14 protein-coding genes, 2 tRNA genes and 1 pseudogene are annotated in these 16,396 nt (G+C 71.1%); 10 read left to right on the top strand and 7 right to left on the bottom strand.

From position 1 onward, the window contains the following. Positions 1-35: 35 nt before the first annotated feature. The 3 genes from ACFZCY_RS02320 to ACFZCY_RS02310 all read left to right on the top strand — a co-directional run bounded on the left by ACFZCY_RS02320 (position 36) and on the right by ACFZCY_RS02310 (position 3,430). Positions 36-884 carry a glycoside hydrolase domain-containing protein gene (locus tag ACFZCY_RS02320; RefSeq protein ID WP_391168711.1) on the top strand — a complete coding sequence of 283 codons (849 nt, stop codon included), beginning with the start codon at positions 36-38 and terminating at the stop codon, positions 882-884. Positions 885-1,053: 169 nt separating this feature from the next. Continuing rightward, positions 1,054-1,584: a SigE family RNA polymerase sigma factor gene (locus tag ACFZCY_RS02315; protein ID WP_391168710.1), complete on the top strand. Its 531-nt coding sequence runs from the start codon at positions 1,054-1,056 to the stop codon at positions 1,582-1,584. 193 nt (positions 1,585-1,777) lie between these two features. After that, entirely contained in the window at positions 1,778-3,430 is a 1,653-nt protein-coding gene (locus ACFZCY_RS02310) for a long-chain-fatty-acid--CoA ligase (protein ID WP_391168709.1), read from the top strand. Positions 3,431-3,499: 69 nt separating this feature from the next. Here the strand turns inward: ACFZCY_RS02310 and ACFZCY_RS02305 are convergent, their stop codons facing one another. Continuing rightward, positions 3,500-7,942, bottom strand: coding sequence for a PAS domain-containing protein (locus tag ACFZCY_RS02305; RefSeq protein ID WP_391168707.1), 4,443 nt, complete (start codon positions 7,940-7,942; stop codon positions 3,500-3,502). A 212-nt stretch (positions 7,943-8,154) separates the two neighbouring features. Then, entirely contained in the window at positions 8,155-8,604 is a 450-nt protein-coding gene (locus ACFZCY_RS02300; protein ID WP_391168705.1) for an SSI family serine proteinase inhibitor, read from the bottom strand. A 224-nt stretch (positions 8,605-8,828) separates the two neighbouring features. Between ACFZCY_RS02300 and ACFZCY_RS02295 the strand changes: the two genes are divergently transcribed. Both ACFZCY_RS02295 and ACFZCY_RS02290 read left to right on the top strand, forming a co-directional pair. Beyond that, positions 8,829-8,919: transfer RNA gene (locus ACFZCY_RS02295), tRNA-Ser, on the top strand. A 271-nt stretch (positions 8,920-9,190) separates the two neighbouring features. Further along, a tRNA-Arg gene (locus ACFZCY_RS02290) sits at positions 9,191-9,263 on the top strand. 91 nt (positions 9,264-9,354) lie between these two features. On the opposite strand, the gene ACFZCY_RS02285 is transcribed toward ACFZCY_RS02290, so the two are convergent. Beyond that, positions 9,355-10,116: a tyrosine-type recombinase/integrase gene (locus ACFZCY_RS02285; protein ID WP_391168704.1), complete on the bottom strand. Its 762-nt coding sequence runs from the start codon at positions 10,114-10,116 to the stop codon at positions 9,355-9,357. A gap of 176 nt (positions 10,117-10,292) precedes the next feature. Here ACFZCY_RS02285 and ACFZCY_RS02280 point away from each other — a divergent pair, with 176 nt between their 5' ends. The 4 genes and pseudogenes from ACFZCY_RS02280 (at position 10,293) to ACFZCY_RS02265 (ending at position 12,931) form a co-directional block, all read left to right on the top strand. After that, positions 10,293-10,553, top strand: a complete 261-nt coding sequence (locus tag ACFZCY_RS02280; RefSeq protein WP_391168702.1) for a hypothetical protein — start codon at positions 10,293-10,295, stop codon at positions 10,551-10,553. 216 nt (positions 10,554-10,769) lie between these two features. Next, positions 10,770-11,873 carry a hypothetical protein gene (locus ACFZCY_RS02275; RefSeq protein ID WP_391168700.1) on the top strand — a complete coding sequence of 368 codons (1,104 nt, stop codon included), beginning with the start codon at positions 10,770-10,772 and terminating at the stop codon, positions 11,871-11,873. A 41-nt stretch (positions 11,874-11,914) separates the two neighbouring features. Further along, positions 11,915-12,597 (top strand): annotated as a pseudogene (locus ACFZCY_RS02270) (IS5 family transposase); the annotation flags it as partial. A gap of 133 nt (positions 12,598-12,730) precedes the next feature. Then, complete coding sequence (locus ACFZCY_RS02265) at positions 12,731-12,931, top strand: hypothetical protein (protein WP_391168698.1); 201 nt, start codon at positions 12,731-12,733, stop codon at positions 12,929-12,931. A gap of 66 nt (positions 12,932-12,997) precedes the next feature. On the opposite strand, the gene ACFZCY_RS02260 is transcribed toward ACFZCY_RS02265, so the two are convergent. After that, complete coding sequence (locus ACFZCY_RS02260; RefSeq protein ID WP_391168696.1) at positions 12,998-13,750, bottom strand: glucose 1-dehydrogenase; 753 nt, start codon at positions 13,748-13,750, stop codon at positions 12,998-13,000. Between the two features lie 81 nt (positions 13,751-13,831). After that, positions 13,832-14,443, bottom strand: a complete 612-nt coding sequence (locus tag ACFZCY_RS02255; protein WP_391168694.1) for an NAD(P)H-binding protein — start codon at positions 14,441-14,443, stop codon at positions 13,832-13,834. Positions 14,444-14,579: 136 nt separating this feature from the next. Between ACFZCY_RS02255 and ACFZCY_RS02250 the strand changes: the two genes are divergently transcribed. Then, positions 14,580-15,263, top strand: coding sequence for a WHG domain-containing protein (locus tag ACFZCY_RS02250; RefSeq protein WP_391168692.1), 684 nt, complete (start codon positions 14,580-14,582; stop codon positions 15,261-15,263). Between the two features lie 439 nt (positions 15,264-15,702). On the opposite strand, the gene ACFZCY_RS02245 is transcribed toward ACFZCY_RS02250, so the two are convergent. Together ACFZCY_RS02245 and ACFZCY_RS02240 are read right to left on the bottom strand one after the other, a co-directional pair. Beyond that, complete coding sequence (locus tag ACFZCY_RS02245) at positions 15,703-16,101, bottom strand: hypothetical protein (RefSeq protein ID WP_391168691.1); 399 nt, start codon at positions 16,099-16,101, stop codon at positions 15,703-15,705. A 128-nt stretch (positions 16,102-16,229) separates the two neighbouring features. Continuing rightward, the gene (locus ACFZCY_RS02240) at positions 16,230-16,379 is read right to left on the bottom strand and encodes a hypothetical protein (RefSeq protein WP_391168690.1); all 150 of its coding nucleotides are present in this window, start codon (positions 16,377-16,379) and stop codon (positions 16,230-16,232) included. Positions 16,380-16,396: the final 17 nt, after the last annotated feature.

Genomic DNA, 16,396 nt, shown 5'->3' with positions numbered 1-16,396 from the left:
GCACCGGCCGTCCGGTGTCCACCTTGACTCGTCATATGAACCGAGGAAAGAAGAGCAGATGGACGTTCATGGGCTGGGCCGTCAGTCTGATCGCGGTGCTGGCCACCTCGATCACCGGCCCCGCTCCCGCCTCGGCGGAAGCCCTCCCCGACCCCCGGCCCCTGGGGGCCAAGGTCTTCCAGGGCTGGGGCTTCGACACCTGCCACGCCCCCTCGCTCGCCGCCCTGCGCGCGTGGAACGTCTCCCGGTACCGCGCCATCGGCGTCTATTACGCGGGTCGCGGCCGGGCCTGCCCCAGCCAGCCCAACCTCAGCACCTCCTGGATGCGCGGCGTGAAGAGCATGGGGTGGCATGTGCTGCCCATCTTCGTGGGGTCCCAGTCCCCCTGCGTCCGCAACAAGAACAAGAAGCATGTCCCCATCGGCGGCGCGCCCTGGTCGCAGGGGCGCAAGGAGGGGAAGGACGCGGTGGCCCGCGCGAAGGCCCTGGCGATGAAGAAGCGCAGTGCGCTCTATCTGGACATGGAGGCGTACGACCAGGGGAAGGCCGGCTGCGCGGCCACCACGCTGTCCTTCATCCGAGGCTGGAACCGCGAGGTGCGGTCGCACGGCTTCTTCCCCGGTTTCTACAGCAGCGCCGAGTCCGGGGTGCGCCATCTGGAGAAGTCCCGGAAGGCGGGGGTCCGTGACCTTCCCTCGGTGATGTGGTTCGCGCGCTGGAACGGGAAGGCGGCGCTGGCCGGTGAACCGGTCCTGGCCAAGAAGGCCTGGCAGCCGCACCGCCGCATCCATCAGTACGTGGGCGATGTGAGCGAGAAGCACGGCGGCCGGACGATGCAGATCGACCGCAACAAGGTGGACGCACCGGTCGCGATCATCAGCTGAGCGGTCGGCCACCCACCGGGGCGACCCTCTCCGGCACAACCCTGAGGGAAACCCCACCCTCTCCATCCGCAGGAGGTGTTGTCGGCCCTACCCCTACAACCTCAGGTTGATGCGGCTTCGGCACTTGTGGCCGATCCCCGATGAGCCGCTCGCTCCCTAGCGTTGGGGCATGACCACGACCGTGTGCACTGGGGCTTCCGCCGCCGCGTTCCCGTCGTTCACCTCGTACGTACGGGCTCGGGGGCCGATGCTGCTGCGCACCGCCCGCTCGCTGACGCCCAACGCCTGTGACGCCGAGGATCTGCTGCAGACCGCGCTGACCAAGACGTACATCGCGTGGGAGCGGATCGAGGATCACAAGGCGCTGGACGGCTATGTGCGCCGGGCACTGGTCAATACGCGGACCTCCCAGTGGCGCAAGCGCAAGGTCGACGAGTTCGTGTGCGAGGAGCTGCCCGAGCCGGACCCGGTCCCCGCCCCCGACCCCGCCGAGCAGCAGGTTCTGCGCGACATGATGTGGCGCGCGGTGATGCGGCTGCCGGACCGTCAGCGGGCCATGGTCGTCCTCAGGTATTACGAGGACCTGAGCGAGGCCCAGACGGCGGAGGTGCTCGGGGTGTCCATCGGCACGGTGAAGAGCGCCGTCTCACGCGCCCTCGGCAAGCTCCGCGAGGACCCGGAGCTGAGCCGCGCGGCCTGACGGCGAGCGACCCGACGGCGAAGGAGCGCAGGGAGCAGGCCCAGGCCCAGGCCCCGGGCCGAGGCCCAGGACCGGGCCGAAAGGGCTGCAGGGCGGAGGGGTTCTCCGAGTCGAGCGGGGTAGTGACATACCGGCCGGTCGCTTGCACAATCGGCGGACTACCCGCGCGTAACCGTAAAATCTGGAGGCCACGGTGCTCAGCACGATGCAGGACGTACCGCTGACCGTGACCCGCATCCTCGAGCATGGAGCGCTCGCCCACGGCAAGGCCCAAGTGGTCACCTGGACCGGCGGCGGTGAGCCGCAGCGCCGCAGCTTCCACGAAGTGGGCCTGCGCGCCACCCGGCTGGCGAACGCGCTGCGCGACGAGCTGGGCGTCGAACAGGGGCAGCCGGTCGGCACGCTTCTTTGGAACAACTGCGAGCATCTGGAGGCCTATCTCGCGGTCCCCTCCATGGGCGCTGTGCTGCACACCCTCAATCTCCGGATGCCCACCGGGCAGCTGACCTGGATCATCAACCACGCCGCCGACCGCGTCATCGTGGTGAACGGTTCGCTGCTGCCGCTCCTCGCCCCGCTGCTGCCCGAGCTGGGTTCCGTGGAGCACATCGTCGTCGCCGGGCCGGGCGACCGTTCCGCACTGGACGGGTGCCGGGCCAGTGTCCACGACTACGAGGAACTGATCGAAGGCCGCCCCGAGCGCCATCCCTGGCCGGTCACCGACGAGCGCCAAGCCGCGGCCCTGTGCTACACCTCCGGAACGACCGGCGACCCGAAGGGCGTGGCCTACAGCCATCGCTCCATCTACCTGCACTCGATGCAGGTCAACAGCGCCGAGGCATTCGGCATGTCCGCGAAGGACACCCTGCTGCCCGTGGTGCCGATGTTCCACGCGAACGCATGGGGCACCCCGCACGCCGCCTTCATGGCGGGGGCCTCGATGGTGATGCCCGACCGCTTCCTGCAGCCCGCGCCGCTCGCCGACATGATCGAGGCCGCCCGGCCCACCCTCGCCGCCGCCGTTCCCACCATCTGGCAGGGACTGCTCGCCGAACTGAGCACCACGCCACGGGACGTGTCCAGCCTCGCCCATGTCTACATCGGCGGATCGGCCTGCCCGCCGTCCCTGATGAAGGCGTTCGAGGAGCAGCACGGCATCCGCGTCGTGCACGCGTGGGGCATGACGGAGCTGTCGCCGCTCGGGTCCATGGCCCATCCGCCCGCCGGTCTCACGGCGGAGGAGGAATGGCCGTACCGGGTGACGCAGGGCCGGTTCCCGGCCTCCGTGGAGTACCGGCTGATCGCGCCCGGCGGCGCGGTCGTGCCCGCGGACGGGGTCGCGGTCGGCGAACTGGAGGTGCGCGGGCCGTGGATCGCGAACGCGTACTACGGAGGGGCAACGGGCGAGCCCATGCGGCCGGAGGACAAGTTCACCGAGGACGGCTGGCTGAAGACCGGCGACGTCGGCACGATCTCCCCGGACGGCTACCTGACCCTGACCGACCGGGCGAAGGACGTCATCAAGTCGGGCGGCGAGTGGATCTCGTCGGTCGAGCTGGAGAACCATCTGATGGGCCATCCGGAGGTCGCCGAGGCGGCGGTGGTGGCGGTGCCCGACGAGAAGTGGGACGAGCGCCCGCTCGCCACGGTCGTGCTCAAGGAGGGCGCCACCGTGGACTACGCGGGGCTGCGGGAGTTCCTCGCCGGGCGGGTCGCGCGCTGGCAGCTGCCGGAGCGTTGGGCCCTGATCCCGGAGGTGCCGAAGACGAGCGTGGGGAAGTTCGACAAGAAGGTCATCCGGAAGCGATACGCGGACGGCGAGCTGGAGGTGACCAGGCTCGACTGACGCCGCTGAGCCGAGACTGCCCGGCTGAGGCCGTTTCCCTCAGCCGTACCCGTACCCGCAGCCGGTTCCTCAGTTGGTGCCGATCTTCGCCAGCAGGTCGACGATCCGGGCCTGCACCTCCGCGCTCGTCGAGCGCTCCGCGAGGAACAGCACTGTCTCGCCCGAACTGAGCCGCGACAGGTTCGCAGGGTCGATGTCCGCGGAGGTGTAGACGACCAGCGGGGTGCGGTTGAGCAGCCCGTTGCCGCGCAGCCAGTCGACGATCCCGGCCCGGCGGCGGCGTACCTGCATCAGGTCCATCACCACCAGGTTCGGACGCATACGTCCCGCGAGCGCCACCGCGTCCGCGTCCGTCGCGGCCCGGGCGACCTGCATGCCGCGCCGCTCCAGGGCCGCCGTCAGCGCCGCCGCGATCGGTTCGTGCTCCTCGATCAGCAGGACGCGCGGCGGATGCTGTTCGCTGTCGCGCGGGGCGAGGGCCTTGAGCAGGACGGCGGGGTCGGCACCGTACGCCGCCTCCCGCGTCGCCTGGCCGAGCCCCGCCGTCACCAGCACCGGCACCTCGGCGGCGACCGCCGCCGTCCGCAGCGACTGCAGCGCCGTCCGGGTGATCGGCCCGGTCAGCGGGTCGACGAACAGCGCCGCCGGATACGCGGCGATCTGCGCGTCCACCTCCTCCCGGGAGTTCACGATCACCGGGCGGTAGCCACGGTCGCTCAGCGCCTGCTGCGTGGACATGTCCGGCGCGGGCCACACCAGGAGGCGGCGCGGGTTGTCCAGCGGCTCCGGAGGCAGCTCGTCGTCGGGCGGCGGGGTGCGGTCGTCGACGATCTCGATGGCCCCGTTGGGCCCGTCCAGCGGCTCCGGCCCCTCCGCTCCCTCGTCCGGCGCGCCGATCGCGAAGGCGCGCCCCGAACTCTGCGGCGAGGCCGGGCGGGGCGGCTGCGGCCCCGGACCGGGCTGGGTGCGCGGCTGTGCTCCGGGCGGGGGCCCCGCCTGGCCGGGGGCCTGCGCCGGAGACTGCTGCTGGGCGCGGTTGGCCGCGGGCTCCAGGTCCGCCGAGGTGTTCTGCCCTGCCATATCGGGTCGGGCGGCCAGCTTGCGCCGCCTGCCCGACCCCGCGGTGGCCGTACCACCGGAGGGGGTCTGGGGCTGCTGTGGCTGGGGAGTGCGCTGGTGCTCGCTGACCTGCTGCGCGAACGGCACCCCCTGGCCCAGCGTGCGCACGCTGAACGCGCGCCCCTGGGTGGTGTCCGCGCCCTGCGGAGCGCCGTGCGGGGCGCTTTGGGAGGCGCCCTGGGGTGCCTGCGGCGCGTTCTGATGCGGATTCTGGCGTGCGTTGTGGGGCGGGCTCTGGGGCGGCGCGCTGCGCGGCACCTCCGGGGGCAGCTGCTGTGCGGGGGGCTGCGCACCGGGCGCGGGCTCCGGCTGCTCCTCGGAGAGGGGGCGCCGGGCGCGGCGGCGTCCGGTGGGCTGGGCCGCCTGCTGGCCGCCGAGGGAGTCCTGCGGCGCCTCGCCCCAGGCGGGCTGCGGCTGCTCGGGGGTGCGGGCGGCGGGGAGCGCGGGCATGGCGGACTCGCCCGCACCGGCGCTCGCACCGGCGCCCGATCCGGCACCCGCCCCGGCCGTGCCCGGGCGCGGGGGCTGCGGTCCGCCCTGTCCCTGGTACTGGCCCTGCTGGGCCGGTGTCTGCCGACCCTGCTGCGGGGCCTGACCGGGACCGGACGGCCAGCCTCCGTTGCGCGCGGTGCCGCCCGGGGGCACGGGCTCACCCCGTACGGCCAGGCCACCGCCCTGCGGCTGGCCCTGCGCCTGCGGCTGTGGAGCGCCGACGCGCGGGTCCCGGCCACCGTGCTGCGCGGGGACCAGCCCGGTGGGCCCCGCCGGGCCCAGCTCGGGCGGCAGCGCGCCGGGCTGGGCCCGGTCGGCCGCCGCGGGCGGCAGCGCGAACGGAGACCGTGCCGCACCGGCATCGCCCGCGGGCTGCGGCCGCGATGCGGCCTGCGGCTGTGCCTGGCGCTGTGGCTGTGGCTGGGACTGGGGCTGGGGCTGGGGCTGGGGCTGCTCCGGCGCCGACCGGTTCGGCGTCTCGGAGAGGGGCCGCCGGGCGCGGCGGCGTCCGGTGGGCTGGCCCGCCTGCTCTCCCTCGGCGGAGTCCTGGTGAGGGGCTTCACCCCAGGCGGGCTGCGGCTGCTCGGGGGTACGGGCGGCGGGGAGCGCGGGCATGCCGGACTCGCCCGCACCGGCCGCGCCCGGGCCGGCCGCGCCCGGGCCGTTCGCGTCGGCCGCCGCCGGAGGCAGCGCGAACGGGGAGCGGGCCCCTCCGCCCTGGCCACCCTGGCCGCCCTGCTGGGCCGGATACGGACCGTCGGCCTCCGGCGCCGGGGAGCCGCGCCGCCGACCACCTGCGGCCGGGGGCTGGGGCTGAGCCGCCATGCCCTGAGGCGGTACGACGCCCATCGCGGCGGGGCCGACCGGCTGCGGGCCGTGCGGACCGTGCGGACCGGCACCGGCGCCCTGGCCGTCCGTACCGGCGCCGGCCGCCGACGGGTCCTCGTCGGGGCGCTGGCGCGCCCGGCGCCGTCCGGTCGGCCGCGGCTGATCCTGCTCGCCCGGCTGATTCTGCCGGCGCGGATCCGTACCGGCCTCCGCGGGAAGCGCGACGGATGCGGAACGGTTCTGCGCGCCGCTCGTGTCCGCTCCCGGGGCGCCCTGCGCATCGCCGGAGCCGGGGGCGCCGTTCGGGTCGCCGCTCGGATCGCCGTCCGCGCCGCCGCCCGAGGTGTCCGTGGCTGCGCCCGTTCCGCCGCCCGAGGTGCCCTGTCCCTGCGTACCGTGCGTACCGTCCGCGCCCCCGGACGCCGCCTGGGCGTCGGCCTTCGCGCGCTCCTGGTCCGCGGCCGCCGTCGAGATCGGCACCTCCAGGACGTAGGCGTGCCCGCCCATGCCCGGCATCTCGTGCGTCTGCAGCACACCACCGTGCCGGCGCACGATCCCGCGCACGATCGGCTCGTGCACCGGGTCGCCGCCCGCGTACGGCCCGCGGACCTCGAACCGTACGACGTTGCCGCGCTGCGCCGCCGCGACCACGATCGTCGAGTCCCCGGACGCGCCGCCCCCGCCCGAGGCGGCTTTGCCGGTCGAGTCGACCCCGGCCACGTCCGCGATCAGATGGGCGAGCGCCTGGGCCACCCGCTGCGGGTCCACTTCGGCCTCGATCGGCGGGGCGTGCACGGCGAACTGCGCGCGCCCCGGGCCGATCAGCTCGACCGCGCCCTCCACACCGGCCGCGACGACCTCGTCCATCGAGACGGCGCACCGGGTCAGCTCCTCGCCGTCCGCGTCGAGCCGCTGATAGCTGAGGACGTTGTCGACGAGCGTGGTCATCCGGGTGTACCCGGCGGCCAGGTGGTGCAGGATCTGGTTGGCCTCGGGCCACAGCTGCCCGGCCGGGTCGTCGGCCAGGACGCCCAGCTCGCTGCGCAGCTCCTGGAGCGGACCGCGCAGCGACTGGTCGAGCACCGCGAGCAGCTGGCTGTTGCGGGCGGCGAGGGCGTCCAGCCGCTCCGCGTACGTCTGCCGCTCCCGGTCGAGCCGGCCCTGCAGCTCCTCCATCGCCTTGGCGTGCTCGTCGCGAAGCTCCTCCAGCTCCTTGCCGTGCCGCGTGGCGAGGCTCTCCAGCTCCTCGGCGTGCGTCGAGACGAGGGCTTCCTCGGCGCGCCGGTCGGTGAAGGTCATGACGGCGCCGACGAGTTGCTCGCCGTCCCGTACGGGCGCGGTCGTCAGGTCGACCGGTACCGCGCTCCCGTCCTTGGCCCACAGCACCTGGCCTCGCACCCGGTGCTTGCGGCCGGAGCGCAGGGTGTCGGCGAGCGGGGACTCCTCGTACGGGAAAGGGGAACCATCCGCGCGCGAGTGGTGTACAAGAGAGTGAAGTTCCTGACCGCCCAGGTCACTGGCCCGGAAGCCGAGGATCTGCGCCGCGGACGGGTTGACGAGGACCACCTTGCCCTCGGTGTCCACGCCGACCACGCCCTCCGCCGCCGCGCGCAGAATCATCTCGGTCTGGCGCTGCTGGCGGGCGAGTTCGGCCTCGGTGTCGAGCGTCCCGGTCAGGTCCCGCACGATGAGCATCAGCAGCTCGTCGCCGGTATAGCTGTACTGGTCGGCGTACGGAGTCCGCCCGTCCTCCACGTTCGCGCTGGTCACCTCCACGGGGAACTGGGCCCCGTCGGTGCGCCGCGCGATCATCCGGGTCGGCTTGGTGCTGATGATCCGTTCCGTGTCCCCGGGCCTGCGCATCGACCCGGGGATCCGATTGGGATCGAAGGAAGGGAGAAGATCGAGCAGACCACGACCCACGAGTGCGGTGCCCGGCGCCTCGAAGGACTCCAGCGCGATGTGGTTGGCGTTGACGATCGTGCCGTTGCAGTTGACCAACAGCAGCGCGTCGGGAAGGGCGTCGAGTATCGCTGCGAGGCGAGCAGCGCCTCGGGATGGCCTGCTGCTCACGACGACGCTTCCTCCCTGACTTACCGCACCTTGCTGACACCCGCGGTCATTGTGCCGCCCGTCCGTGGAGTGTCTCAGGGGAGTCTACGGGCACCAAGGGCGGGCGCGGCGGTAGATGAGAGGGAGGTCGCAGCAGGACGTGCACGTCTCGGCGCACGCCCGGACAAACCTCTCGGGCCCCTCCGCCGCCCACTCCCGGCCCAATCCCCAGGTCAGCTCCCAGGGAGACGCAAAACGATCGAGAAACGGTTCCAGCGGGCGATTTCGCACCCGTTCGTTCGCGTGAAGCGAGCATTCACGGGACGGCCCGCCCAGCGCCCCCTCACCGTCGCCATGGCCTCCCCGCCGTACTGGCCCGTGCACATGGCCCCGGGCGGCACCGGCGCGAACGGATCCCGCCCCCACTCGGTCTGCCCGTCCAGCTGACGGCAGGCGGCCCGCGCCCGCGGATGCGTACCGCCGGTGGGGTGGCACGCCAGTACGTACCGCACGGCGTCGAGGTGCCGGCCCGTCTCGCTCACCCTGATGACGAGACGGTCGGAGCTCTCCCCGTCGTACGACACCGGCAGCGGCAGCGGCGTGGCCCCCGCGGGACTCAGCGCGGCCACGGTGGCGGCGACAGCGGCGGCGGTGGTGACGGCGAGGCGATGCAGCAGGGGCATGTGAGTACTCCTGGGGTGATCAGAGCCGGGGCGCGCTGCCCCTGCCCCTGCTAACGCGCCTCCGCCGCGCGCGTTGCGCCGCCATCCGGGCATTGCGCCCCCTAAGCGCTTTGCGGTCCTGCCCGCCTGCCGAGTACCGTAGGCCGCGATTGGTGACATCCCGCTGGGCTGTGACATCATCTGCACACACCACATCGCGCTCGCGTGAGCCGACACGGTGTGCTGGAGGCTTCGCCTAGTCTGGTCTATGGCGCCGCACTGCTAATGCGGTTTGGGCCCTAAAGCCCATCGAGGGTTCAAATCCCTCAGCCTCCGCTTCTTGAGAGCCCCGGTCGATCACGACCGGGGCTCTTCTGTGTACCCCCCTCCGGGTGACGAACCGCTTCCGCAGCGTCATCCGGCCGGAGCGCCCCACGCCGTCCCGCGCGCGCCTTCTCCTCTGTCGCCCAGACGGGCGTCGCCGACCTCAAAACACGCATTTGCCCAGGTCAGAGGGGGTGAGGGAAACGGATTTCGCGTGACGGCGCAGGTCATGTAATGTTGTTCCCGCAACGCCGACCGGCAAGAAAAACCGCCGGGAAGCCAAGCGCTCGTAGCTTAACGGATAGAGCACTTGACTACGGATCAAGAGGTTGCAGGTTCGAATCCTGCCGAGCGCGCAGCAGCTCAGAGGCCCCTTCCACTCGTTGGAAGGGGCCTCTTGCATGTGCGTTGACATCCAAACCGACATCAGCCGCCGGGCGGGCGAGATCAGGCGGGAACGGGAACGCCGTCCGGGCCGTCATCGTCATCGCCGCCGCTGATGTCACGCAGAGCATCGCCGACGCGGTCGAAGGCGGAGCGCTGAGAGTCCAGCCGGACGAAGGTGTAGATGTCCATCGTCACGCTGATCGAGCTGTGCCCGAGCACTTCCATGATCATCCGTGCGTCGGCCCCCTGCTCGTGGAGCAGCGACGCGCAGGTATGCCGAAGGTCGTGGAATCGGACGCGCCGGACGCCTGCCTTGTCGCACAGGAGGGTGAAGGAACGATTGAGGTTGCGCGGCTCGATCGGTGTCCCGTTCTTCGTGGTGAAGACGAGATCGCTGCCGTTGTCCTTCCACTTGTCCTCTGCCGCAAGCCGGTCCCCATGCTGCTGGGCACGGCGAGCCCGGAGCGCCGTCACACACTCAGCGGGCAGTGCGACCCGGCGGGCCGACCGCTGGGTCTTCGGGGCGGCGATCAGCAGTTCGCCGCCAACACGCTGGAGGGTTGGGCGGATGGTGATCGTGCCGTCCGTAAGGTCGACGTCCTTCCACCGGAGGCCGAGGACTTCCCCTCGCCGCAGGCCAAGGCGCGTAGGTTCCAGGAATCCTGAGTGGCGGACCGCTGGAACCTGTACGGGAGTCCGTGAATCGTAGGGCCTCGCGGACGGGTTGGGGGCTGCGAATCGAACGCCACCGGGGCATCGGGATGGACAGGCACGGCCCGGCCTGAGCCCTGATGGGCCGGGTACACCCGCCGATGGCCTCACAGACCTGCAAGCTGTCTTCGGCCCTTCGTCACAGAACTCCACGCACGTGCAGTCTTGGACCTCGCCCGCTGTGAGGCGCTGTATGTCTTAGAGCTCCTGACGCAATGAGTGTGAGCCGTGGCCTTGGCGCGGGTGAGGGGTCTTGCCGGTAATGCTGCTGGATTGAACGCTAATGATTGATCAGGGTCTGGGGGCCGTATCTGTTCAAGACCGCGTCCAAGCTGCACGACCCCCACGGCAGGGGCTACACGCTCCACCAGCTGCGGCACTCCGGGCTCAAGCGCCTCGCCGAGAAAGGCCGCTCGGCCCCCGAGATCCAGGCCAAGTCCCGGCACAAGCACCTGGGGACGCTGGGCCGCTACGTGAGGCTCGGCGAGGAGACCTCCGCCCGCGTCACGGCCGAGAATGACGAGCACAACCGGCGGCGCCGGCGCTGAACCTCGCCATGGGTGGCGCCCGCCCGCCGTACGGGATCACGGGGGTGTCGTGTCCCCTGCGGGAAGGAATCCGCCCGTTTACGGGATATTCGTGCGGCCCTGCGAAGGAAACTCTCGACGAGCTCTGCCAGTGAGGCGATGCAAGATCGAAGACGACCGGGGCCACCCCCGGAGTGGGCGGCCTTCACAACAGAGGGGAGATCAAACGTGCGGACGGTGCTGGATGATGAAGTCGACGTGTCGTACAGCCAGATCTACGTGGAAAGCGAGGACGCGTCCCGATTCGGTGACTGGAAGGACGCGTTCGGCGGTCAATGCAACGGGCTGTGTGGTGCGGCTTGGCCGGGCATGCTGTGGTTGGTGACCGGACTGTTCTACGGCCGGGTCGGTTTCCGGGTCGAGGTGCACGACGAACGGCCGGACGTGGACGAGGGCTGGGAGGAGATCGTCGAGGCGCCGTACCGTCCGCTCGGGGGCGCCTCGCTGGTGGAGTGGGGAGGCGGGAACTCCTGGGACCTGGGTCTGGCAGATGCGGACTACCGGGTCCGGTACTCGGCCTCCGGGATGGACTGTGCGGCCGACGCGCACAGTCGCGGCGACGATGACCCGATGATCGACCGCTACCTGCTTCAGTTCTGGCCCTGTCCGCCGGAGCCGGACCAGGTGGTCAAGCAGACCGGCCAAGTCGCCGGACACTCGCACAGTGACGCCGGCACGCTGCCGCCCCCGACGCTGCCGGACCCGGAGGAGGAGGCCCGGTGGAAGGCGGAGCTGGACGAATGGAAAAGGGAGGAAGAGCGGGTTGCGGCCGAGATGGCCGCCGAGGCCGCACCGTGGGGCGGGACGCTGCCCAGCCCGGCCATGAGGGGGATAGGCGGAGAGGCGCGTGACGTGGCCCTGGCGGAGAAGGAGTTGACCAGGGCGCTCGCCGCGATGGATCTGGACGAACAGCGCAGGATTGCCACCTGGTTGGCGCGCCGCGCCTACCAGGAGATCGGCATCGCCGAGCTGGACTGGGTGGCGCCCGCGCTGGACGCCCTGGATGCGGGTGAGGCGCTTCCCCCACCCTTCCACCTGGTGGGCGTGGCCTGGGAACGGTTGCAGTCCGAACCCCGTGTGCTGGCGCGCTTCGCGCCCATGCTGGAGGCCGGAGTCGACGAGGACTCCTCGCTGCGCCGGGCCGTGGGCACTCTCTACGCCGCGCTGGGGCTCACTCCGCTCCGCGCGGCGTTGGCGGCCTTGGCGGAGGCTGTCCGGGCCTTCGGCGCCGACGCCCGGTTTCCGCTGGCCGAGCTCAAGGAGAAGTTGGGTGTCGATTGAGATGGGCCAGGTGTGCTTACGGCTTGGGTAAGTGGCGGTGGGTTTTCGTCCTCTACACCGGCATCCGGTGGGAGTGGCTGCCCTCCGAGCTGGGCTTCGGCTCGGGCATGACGTGCTGGAGACGGCTGCGGGACTGGAACAACGCCGGAGTATGGCAGCGACTGCACGAAGTACTCCTCGCCGAGCTGCGGGCAGCCGACCGCCTGGACCTGTCGAGGGCGGTGGTCGACAGCTCCCACGTACGGGCGCTCAAGGGCGGCCCAAAACCGTACGGAGCCCGGCCGACCGAGGCCGCCCGGGCTCCAAACACCACCTGATCTGCGACGCCACCGGTATCCCGCTCGCCGCCACACTGACCGGCGGCAACCGCAACGATGTCACCCAGCTGATGCCTCTGCCGGCAGCCATCCCGCCCATCCGCGGCAAGCGGGGCCGTCCGCGGCAACGGCCGACACAGGTACTCGCCGACCGTGGCTACGACCACGACTGTTACCGCAGGCAGGTCTGGGCGAAAGGCATCAAGCCCGTCATCGCCCGCCGGGGCATCGCGCACGGCTCCGGCCTGGGCACCAAGCGGTGGGTCATCGAGCAGACCATCGCGCTCCTGCATGGCTTCCGCCGCTTGCGGACCCGCTGGGAAACCCGGGACGACATCCACGAGGCCCAGATGCGGATCGGCTGCGCACTCATCTGCTGGCGCCGCCTGCGGACCGCATTGCGTTAGGAGCTCTTGGACCCGGCCCGGACGCCTGAGCCCACTCAACACACGTTCTGGCCCTCGACGCGAAAGAACCCAGAGCCCTCTCAAGCACTCCGGAGCGACACGGCCCCCCTGATTCCGACAGCCGACTCGCCCAATGAACGCGGAGCATCGGCTCGGCCTGGGGCAGGACGAAGGGGCTGTCGGTGAAGATGACGTGGTGGTGCGCGACGCCGAACAACTCGGTCTGCCGCTCGGGCACGTCGGCCGGCGCGGCCGGAAAGTGACGGTCTCCCGCGTCGAGGGCACCCGGCGTGACCGGCTCGCCCACCGCTGTGCGCACAGCCGCCACCAGTAACCGCAACCGTCCGGCGTCCCATCGGCACGGGGCGCCGGAAAGCCGCCCACGGCGCGTTACGCCCGCTCAGGCCCGTCGTCCGCCGTCCACCGACAGCGCGATCCCGGTGACGTACGAGGCGGCGTCCGAGCACAGCCAGACCGTCGCGGCGGCCGCCTCCTCCGGCGTCGCCATGCGGCCCAGCGGGGTGATCGCCTCTTGCATCGCGATCAGGTCGGTGCCGGCCGCCACCCGCTCGAACCCGGGCGTGCGGGTCGGTCCGGGGCAGACCGCGTTGACGCGGATACCGCGCGGCGCGTAGTCCACCGCGGCGGCCTTGGTCAGGCCGACCACACCGTGCTTGGCGGCGACGTAGGCCGGGGCGGTGGGGATCGCGTACAGACCGCCGTTGGACGCGACGTTCACGATCGCGCCGCCGCCGCGGCTCTGCAGCGCGGGCAGCTCGTACTTCATGCACAGGAAGGTCCCGCCCATGTTGACGTGGGTCACCCGCTCGAACTCCGCCAGGCTCATCCGGTCCAGTTGCCGGTGGTGTGAATCCAGGCCGGCGTTGTTCACGGCGAAGTCGAGACCGCCGAACGTCTCGACCGTGCGCTCCACGGCCGTGCGCACCGCGTCCGCGTCGACGATGTCGACGCGCAGTGCCAACGCCTTCCCGCCGTTCTTCGTTATCAGTTCGGCGGTTTCGGCGGCGGTGGTCTCGTCGATGTCGGTGACGGTGACGCAGGCGCCCTGACGGGCCAGTTCGGCGGCGGCCGCACGGCCGATTCCGCTGCCCGCACCCGTTACGAGTCCGGCCTTTCCGGTGAAGCTGCTCATGGTGATCCTCCAGGAGGACTCGGGCTGATGTGCGTGGTCGTGTTCCGGTCGCGACGGCGCTCCGCGCCGCGCGGCCGGTGGTCAGGCCAGGGGCACGACGATGCCGTTTCCGTGCCGACCCGTCTCCGCTTCGTCCAGCAGCAGCGAGGCCAGCGTGGTGCGGGTGATCCTGGGAGGCAGCAGCGGGCGCCGCAGATCCGTCAGCGGCACGACGCTGCGGGTGGAGCTGAGGGGCCCGTCGGTGACGTCCGGGGCGTGGAAGACCGTGGCGCCGGCCGCCAGCGCGATCTCGTCGGCCTCGGCCTTCTCGGCCAGTTCCGATCCGACGAACATCCGCATCACCCCCGCGTAGATCAGTCCGCCCGACCGGCTGGAGACACCCGAGCCCAGCGCTCCCAGCCACACCGTGCGGACGTTCGCCGCGGCCAGCCGCCTGGCCCCGGCGACCAGCGCGCCCGGTCCGTCGCCCTTGCCGATGCCGATGGCAGAGACGACCACGTCCACGTCGCCCAGGGCGGGAAAGCCGCTCGGGACGGTGACGTCCGCCCGCCGGATCTCCACCGGCCGCGGCGCGGGCACGGTCACCTTCGTTGGCGTGCGGACCAGGGCCACGACCTCATGGCCACGCTCCAGTGCCTGGTCGACGAGTGTGCCGCCGGTGCGGCCCGATGCTCCGAGTATGGCGATGCGCATGATCTTCCCACTTCTTGACTGAACAAGTGTTGGCGACTTGAGTAAACAACCGTTGGTCAGCGGCGTCAAGCTGCGGAGCTGCGATAAAGTGAACGTGTGTTGTTTTGGTGTTCGTGCTGGTAGGAAGGTGGCGAGGGTGTCGTCTCAGGAGCGGTCCGCTCCTCGCCGCCGCAATCCGCGGGGGCAGGGGCAGATACTCAAGGCCCAGCTCGTAGACGCCGCAGCCAAGCTGCTGGCCACACTCGACCAGCCGGAGACACTCACCCTCCGACAGGTCGCACGCGAGGTCGGAGTGGCACCGGCCAGCATCTACAGCCACTTCACCGACTTGAGCGCACTGATCCAGCACGTACTGCGGCTGCGCTACCAGGAGCTGACCAGGCTGATGGACGAGGCCGCACGAGCCGCCGGTCCCGCTCCCCTGGCCGACCTCACCGCCCGCTGCGCCGCCTACGTGCACTGGGGTGTCGACCAGCCCGGCCACTACCGCACCCTCTTCGGCGGCCGCATGCCCGCCGACCTGGTCCCCGGTTCGGCCCACGGGGCCGGCGCCGAACCTCTCAACGCCGTCGTGGCCTCCCTCGCGGCGGCCGCCGCTCCGGAACGCGAGCAGTCCACGGCGGAGCGGCAGGAACAGGCCGGCCTCATGCTCTGGACCGCGCTGCACGGCCTCGTCAGCCTCTACAACGATCACGGCGCCATGCCCTGGCCGCCCCTGAGCGACCTGATCACCGATGTGGTCAGCCTGCACACCGGCCGGCCGGCCGGCGAGATCGCGAGCCTCCTGGACCGCCGCGCAGGGCAGCTCGCGCACGAGTGATCACTGTCACCGCCCTGCACGGACAGAACATCGTGTCCGGGCCAGGGGCGGGCTGGTGCCACGTCAACGGCGAGAGCGTGGTCCGGGAGTCCGTCACCATCGGCACCCTGGCGAGTGGGTGGTGTCCACTGCGGTCCATCGGTTGATCAGCAGGTGCGGGCTGGTCGTCACCGGCCAGCGGCGGTGGCGTTCTCGAAGCCACGCGGAGGCGCAGCGGTAGGTGAGCTCGTCCAGGTAGATAATGTGTCGTTTGCCGGGACGCCGGACGATGAGCCGTTCACGGGACAGGTCGTGATCGCCGAAGGGCCCGGAAGACGTTCCGCAGGACGATGTGGATCGAACGAGCCGGCGTCCCCTTGCGGGTGGCGATCGCTTTCTTGACGTCGTCGTGGGTAGTCACCGCGCTGCTGGGCACGCCGGGCCCGGAGCGCCGTGACGATCACCCTTCTGGCGCTGTGGGGCGAAACAGTGACAGGAAACCGCCAAGCAGAGCGAACGCGGCGAAGAACAACTCTGTTTCCACCTTGCTGGCGCTGCTCTCGGCCACCTGAGTGTTGAGCAAGATCCACATTGCCCATCCCATGGTCACCAGCAGGTGATTGTCCCGCTCCCTCAGCAGCCGCATCCCTGCCCACAGCAGCAGGGGCACCAGCGTCACCAAAGCGACTACGGCCAGCGCGCTTTCGATGAACCCTGCGCCGATGCCTCCATCCGGATTGGCCTGTTGCGCCTCCCACGCCCACTGCTCGGCAGACTCCCAGACCCAGTACGTTGTATGGGCTGCGGCCGCCGAGACGCCGACGCCCTTCAACCAACGGCATAACCTGCTGCTCAACATGGCCTCACCATGCACAGCACAGCACTCGCACGCCTGAGTACCCATACTCAAATGGACCAGAAGGTGCGCGGACGTGACCTTTGGCTTTGTTCACGCGTTTCCGCCGACAGAGCCAGGGCCTTGGACGATCACCGCTGTTGGCTGGGTCGGATCTGCATCACCTGCGCACGCACCTCCTCCAGCTCCCCGCGCAGACGCTCAGCCATGGCCGCGGTCTCCGCCGGCAGTGCCCGCTCCTTCTCGGTCGGCACCAGTCCCCCCGGGTTTGCTGCGCGCACCCTGAATGGGGGTCCTT

Source organism: Streptomyces sp. NPDC007983 (assembly GCF_042958345.1).
In the GTDB taxonomy this organism is placed as follows: domain Bacteria; phylum Actinomycetota; class Actinomycetes; order Streptomycetales; family Streptomycetaceae; genus Streptomyces.
This window is presented reverse-complemented; position numbering and strand designations above follow the sequence as displayed.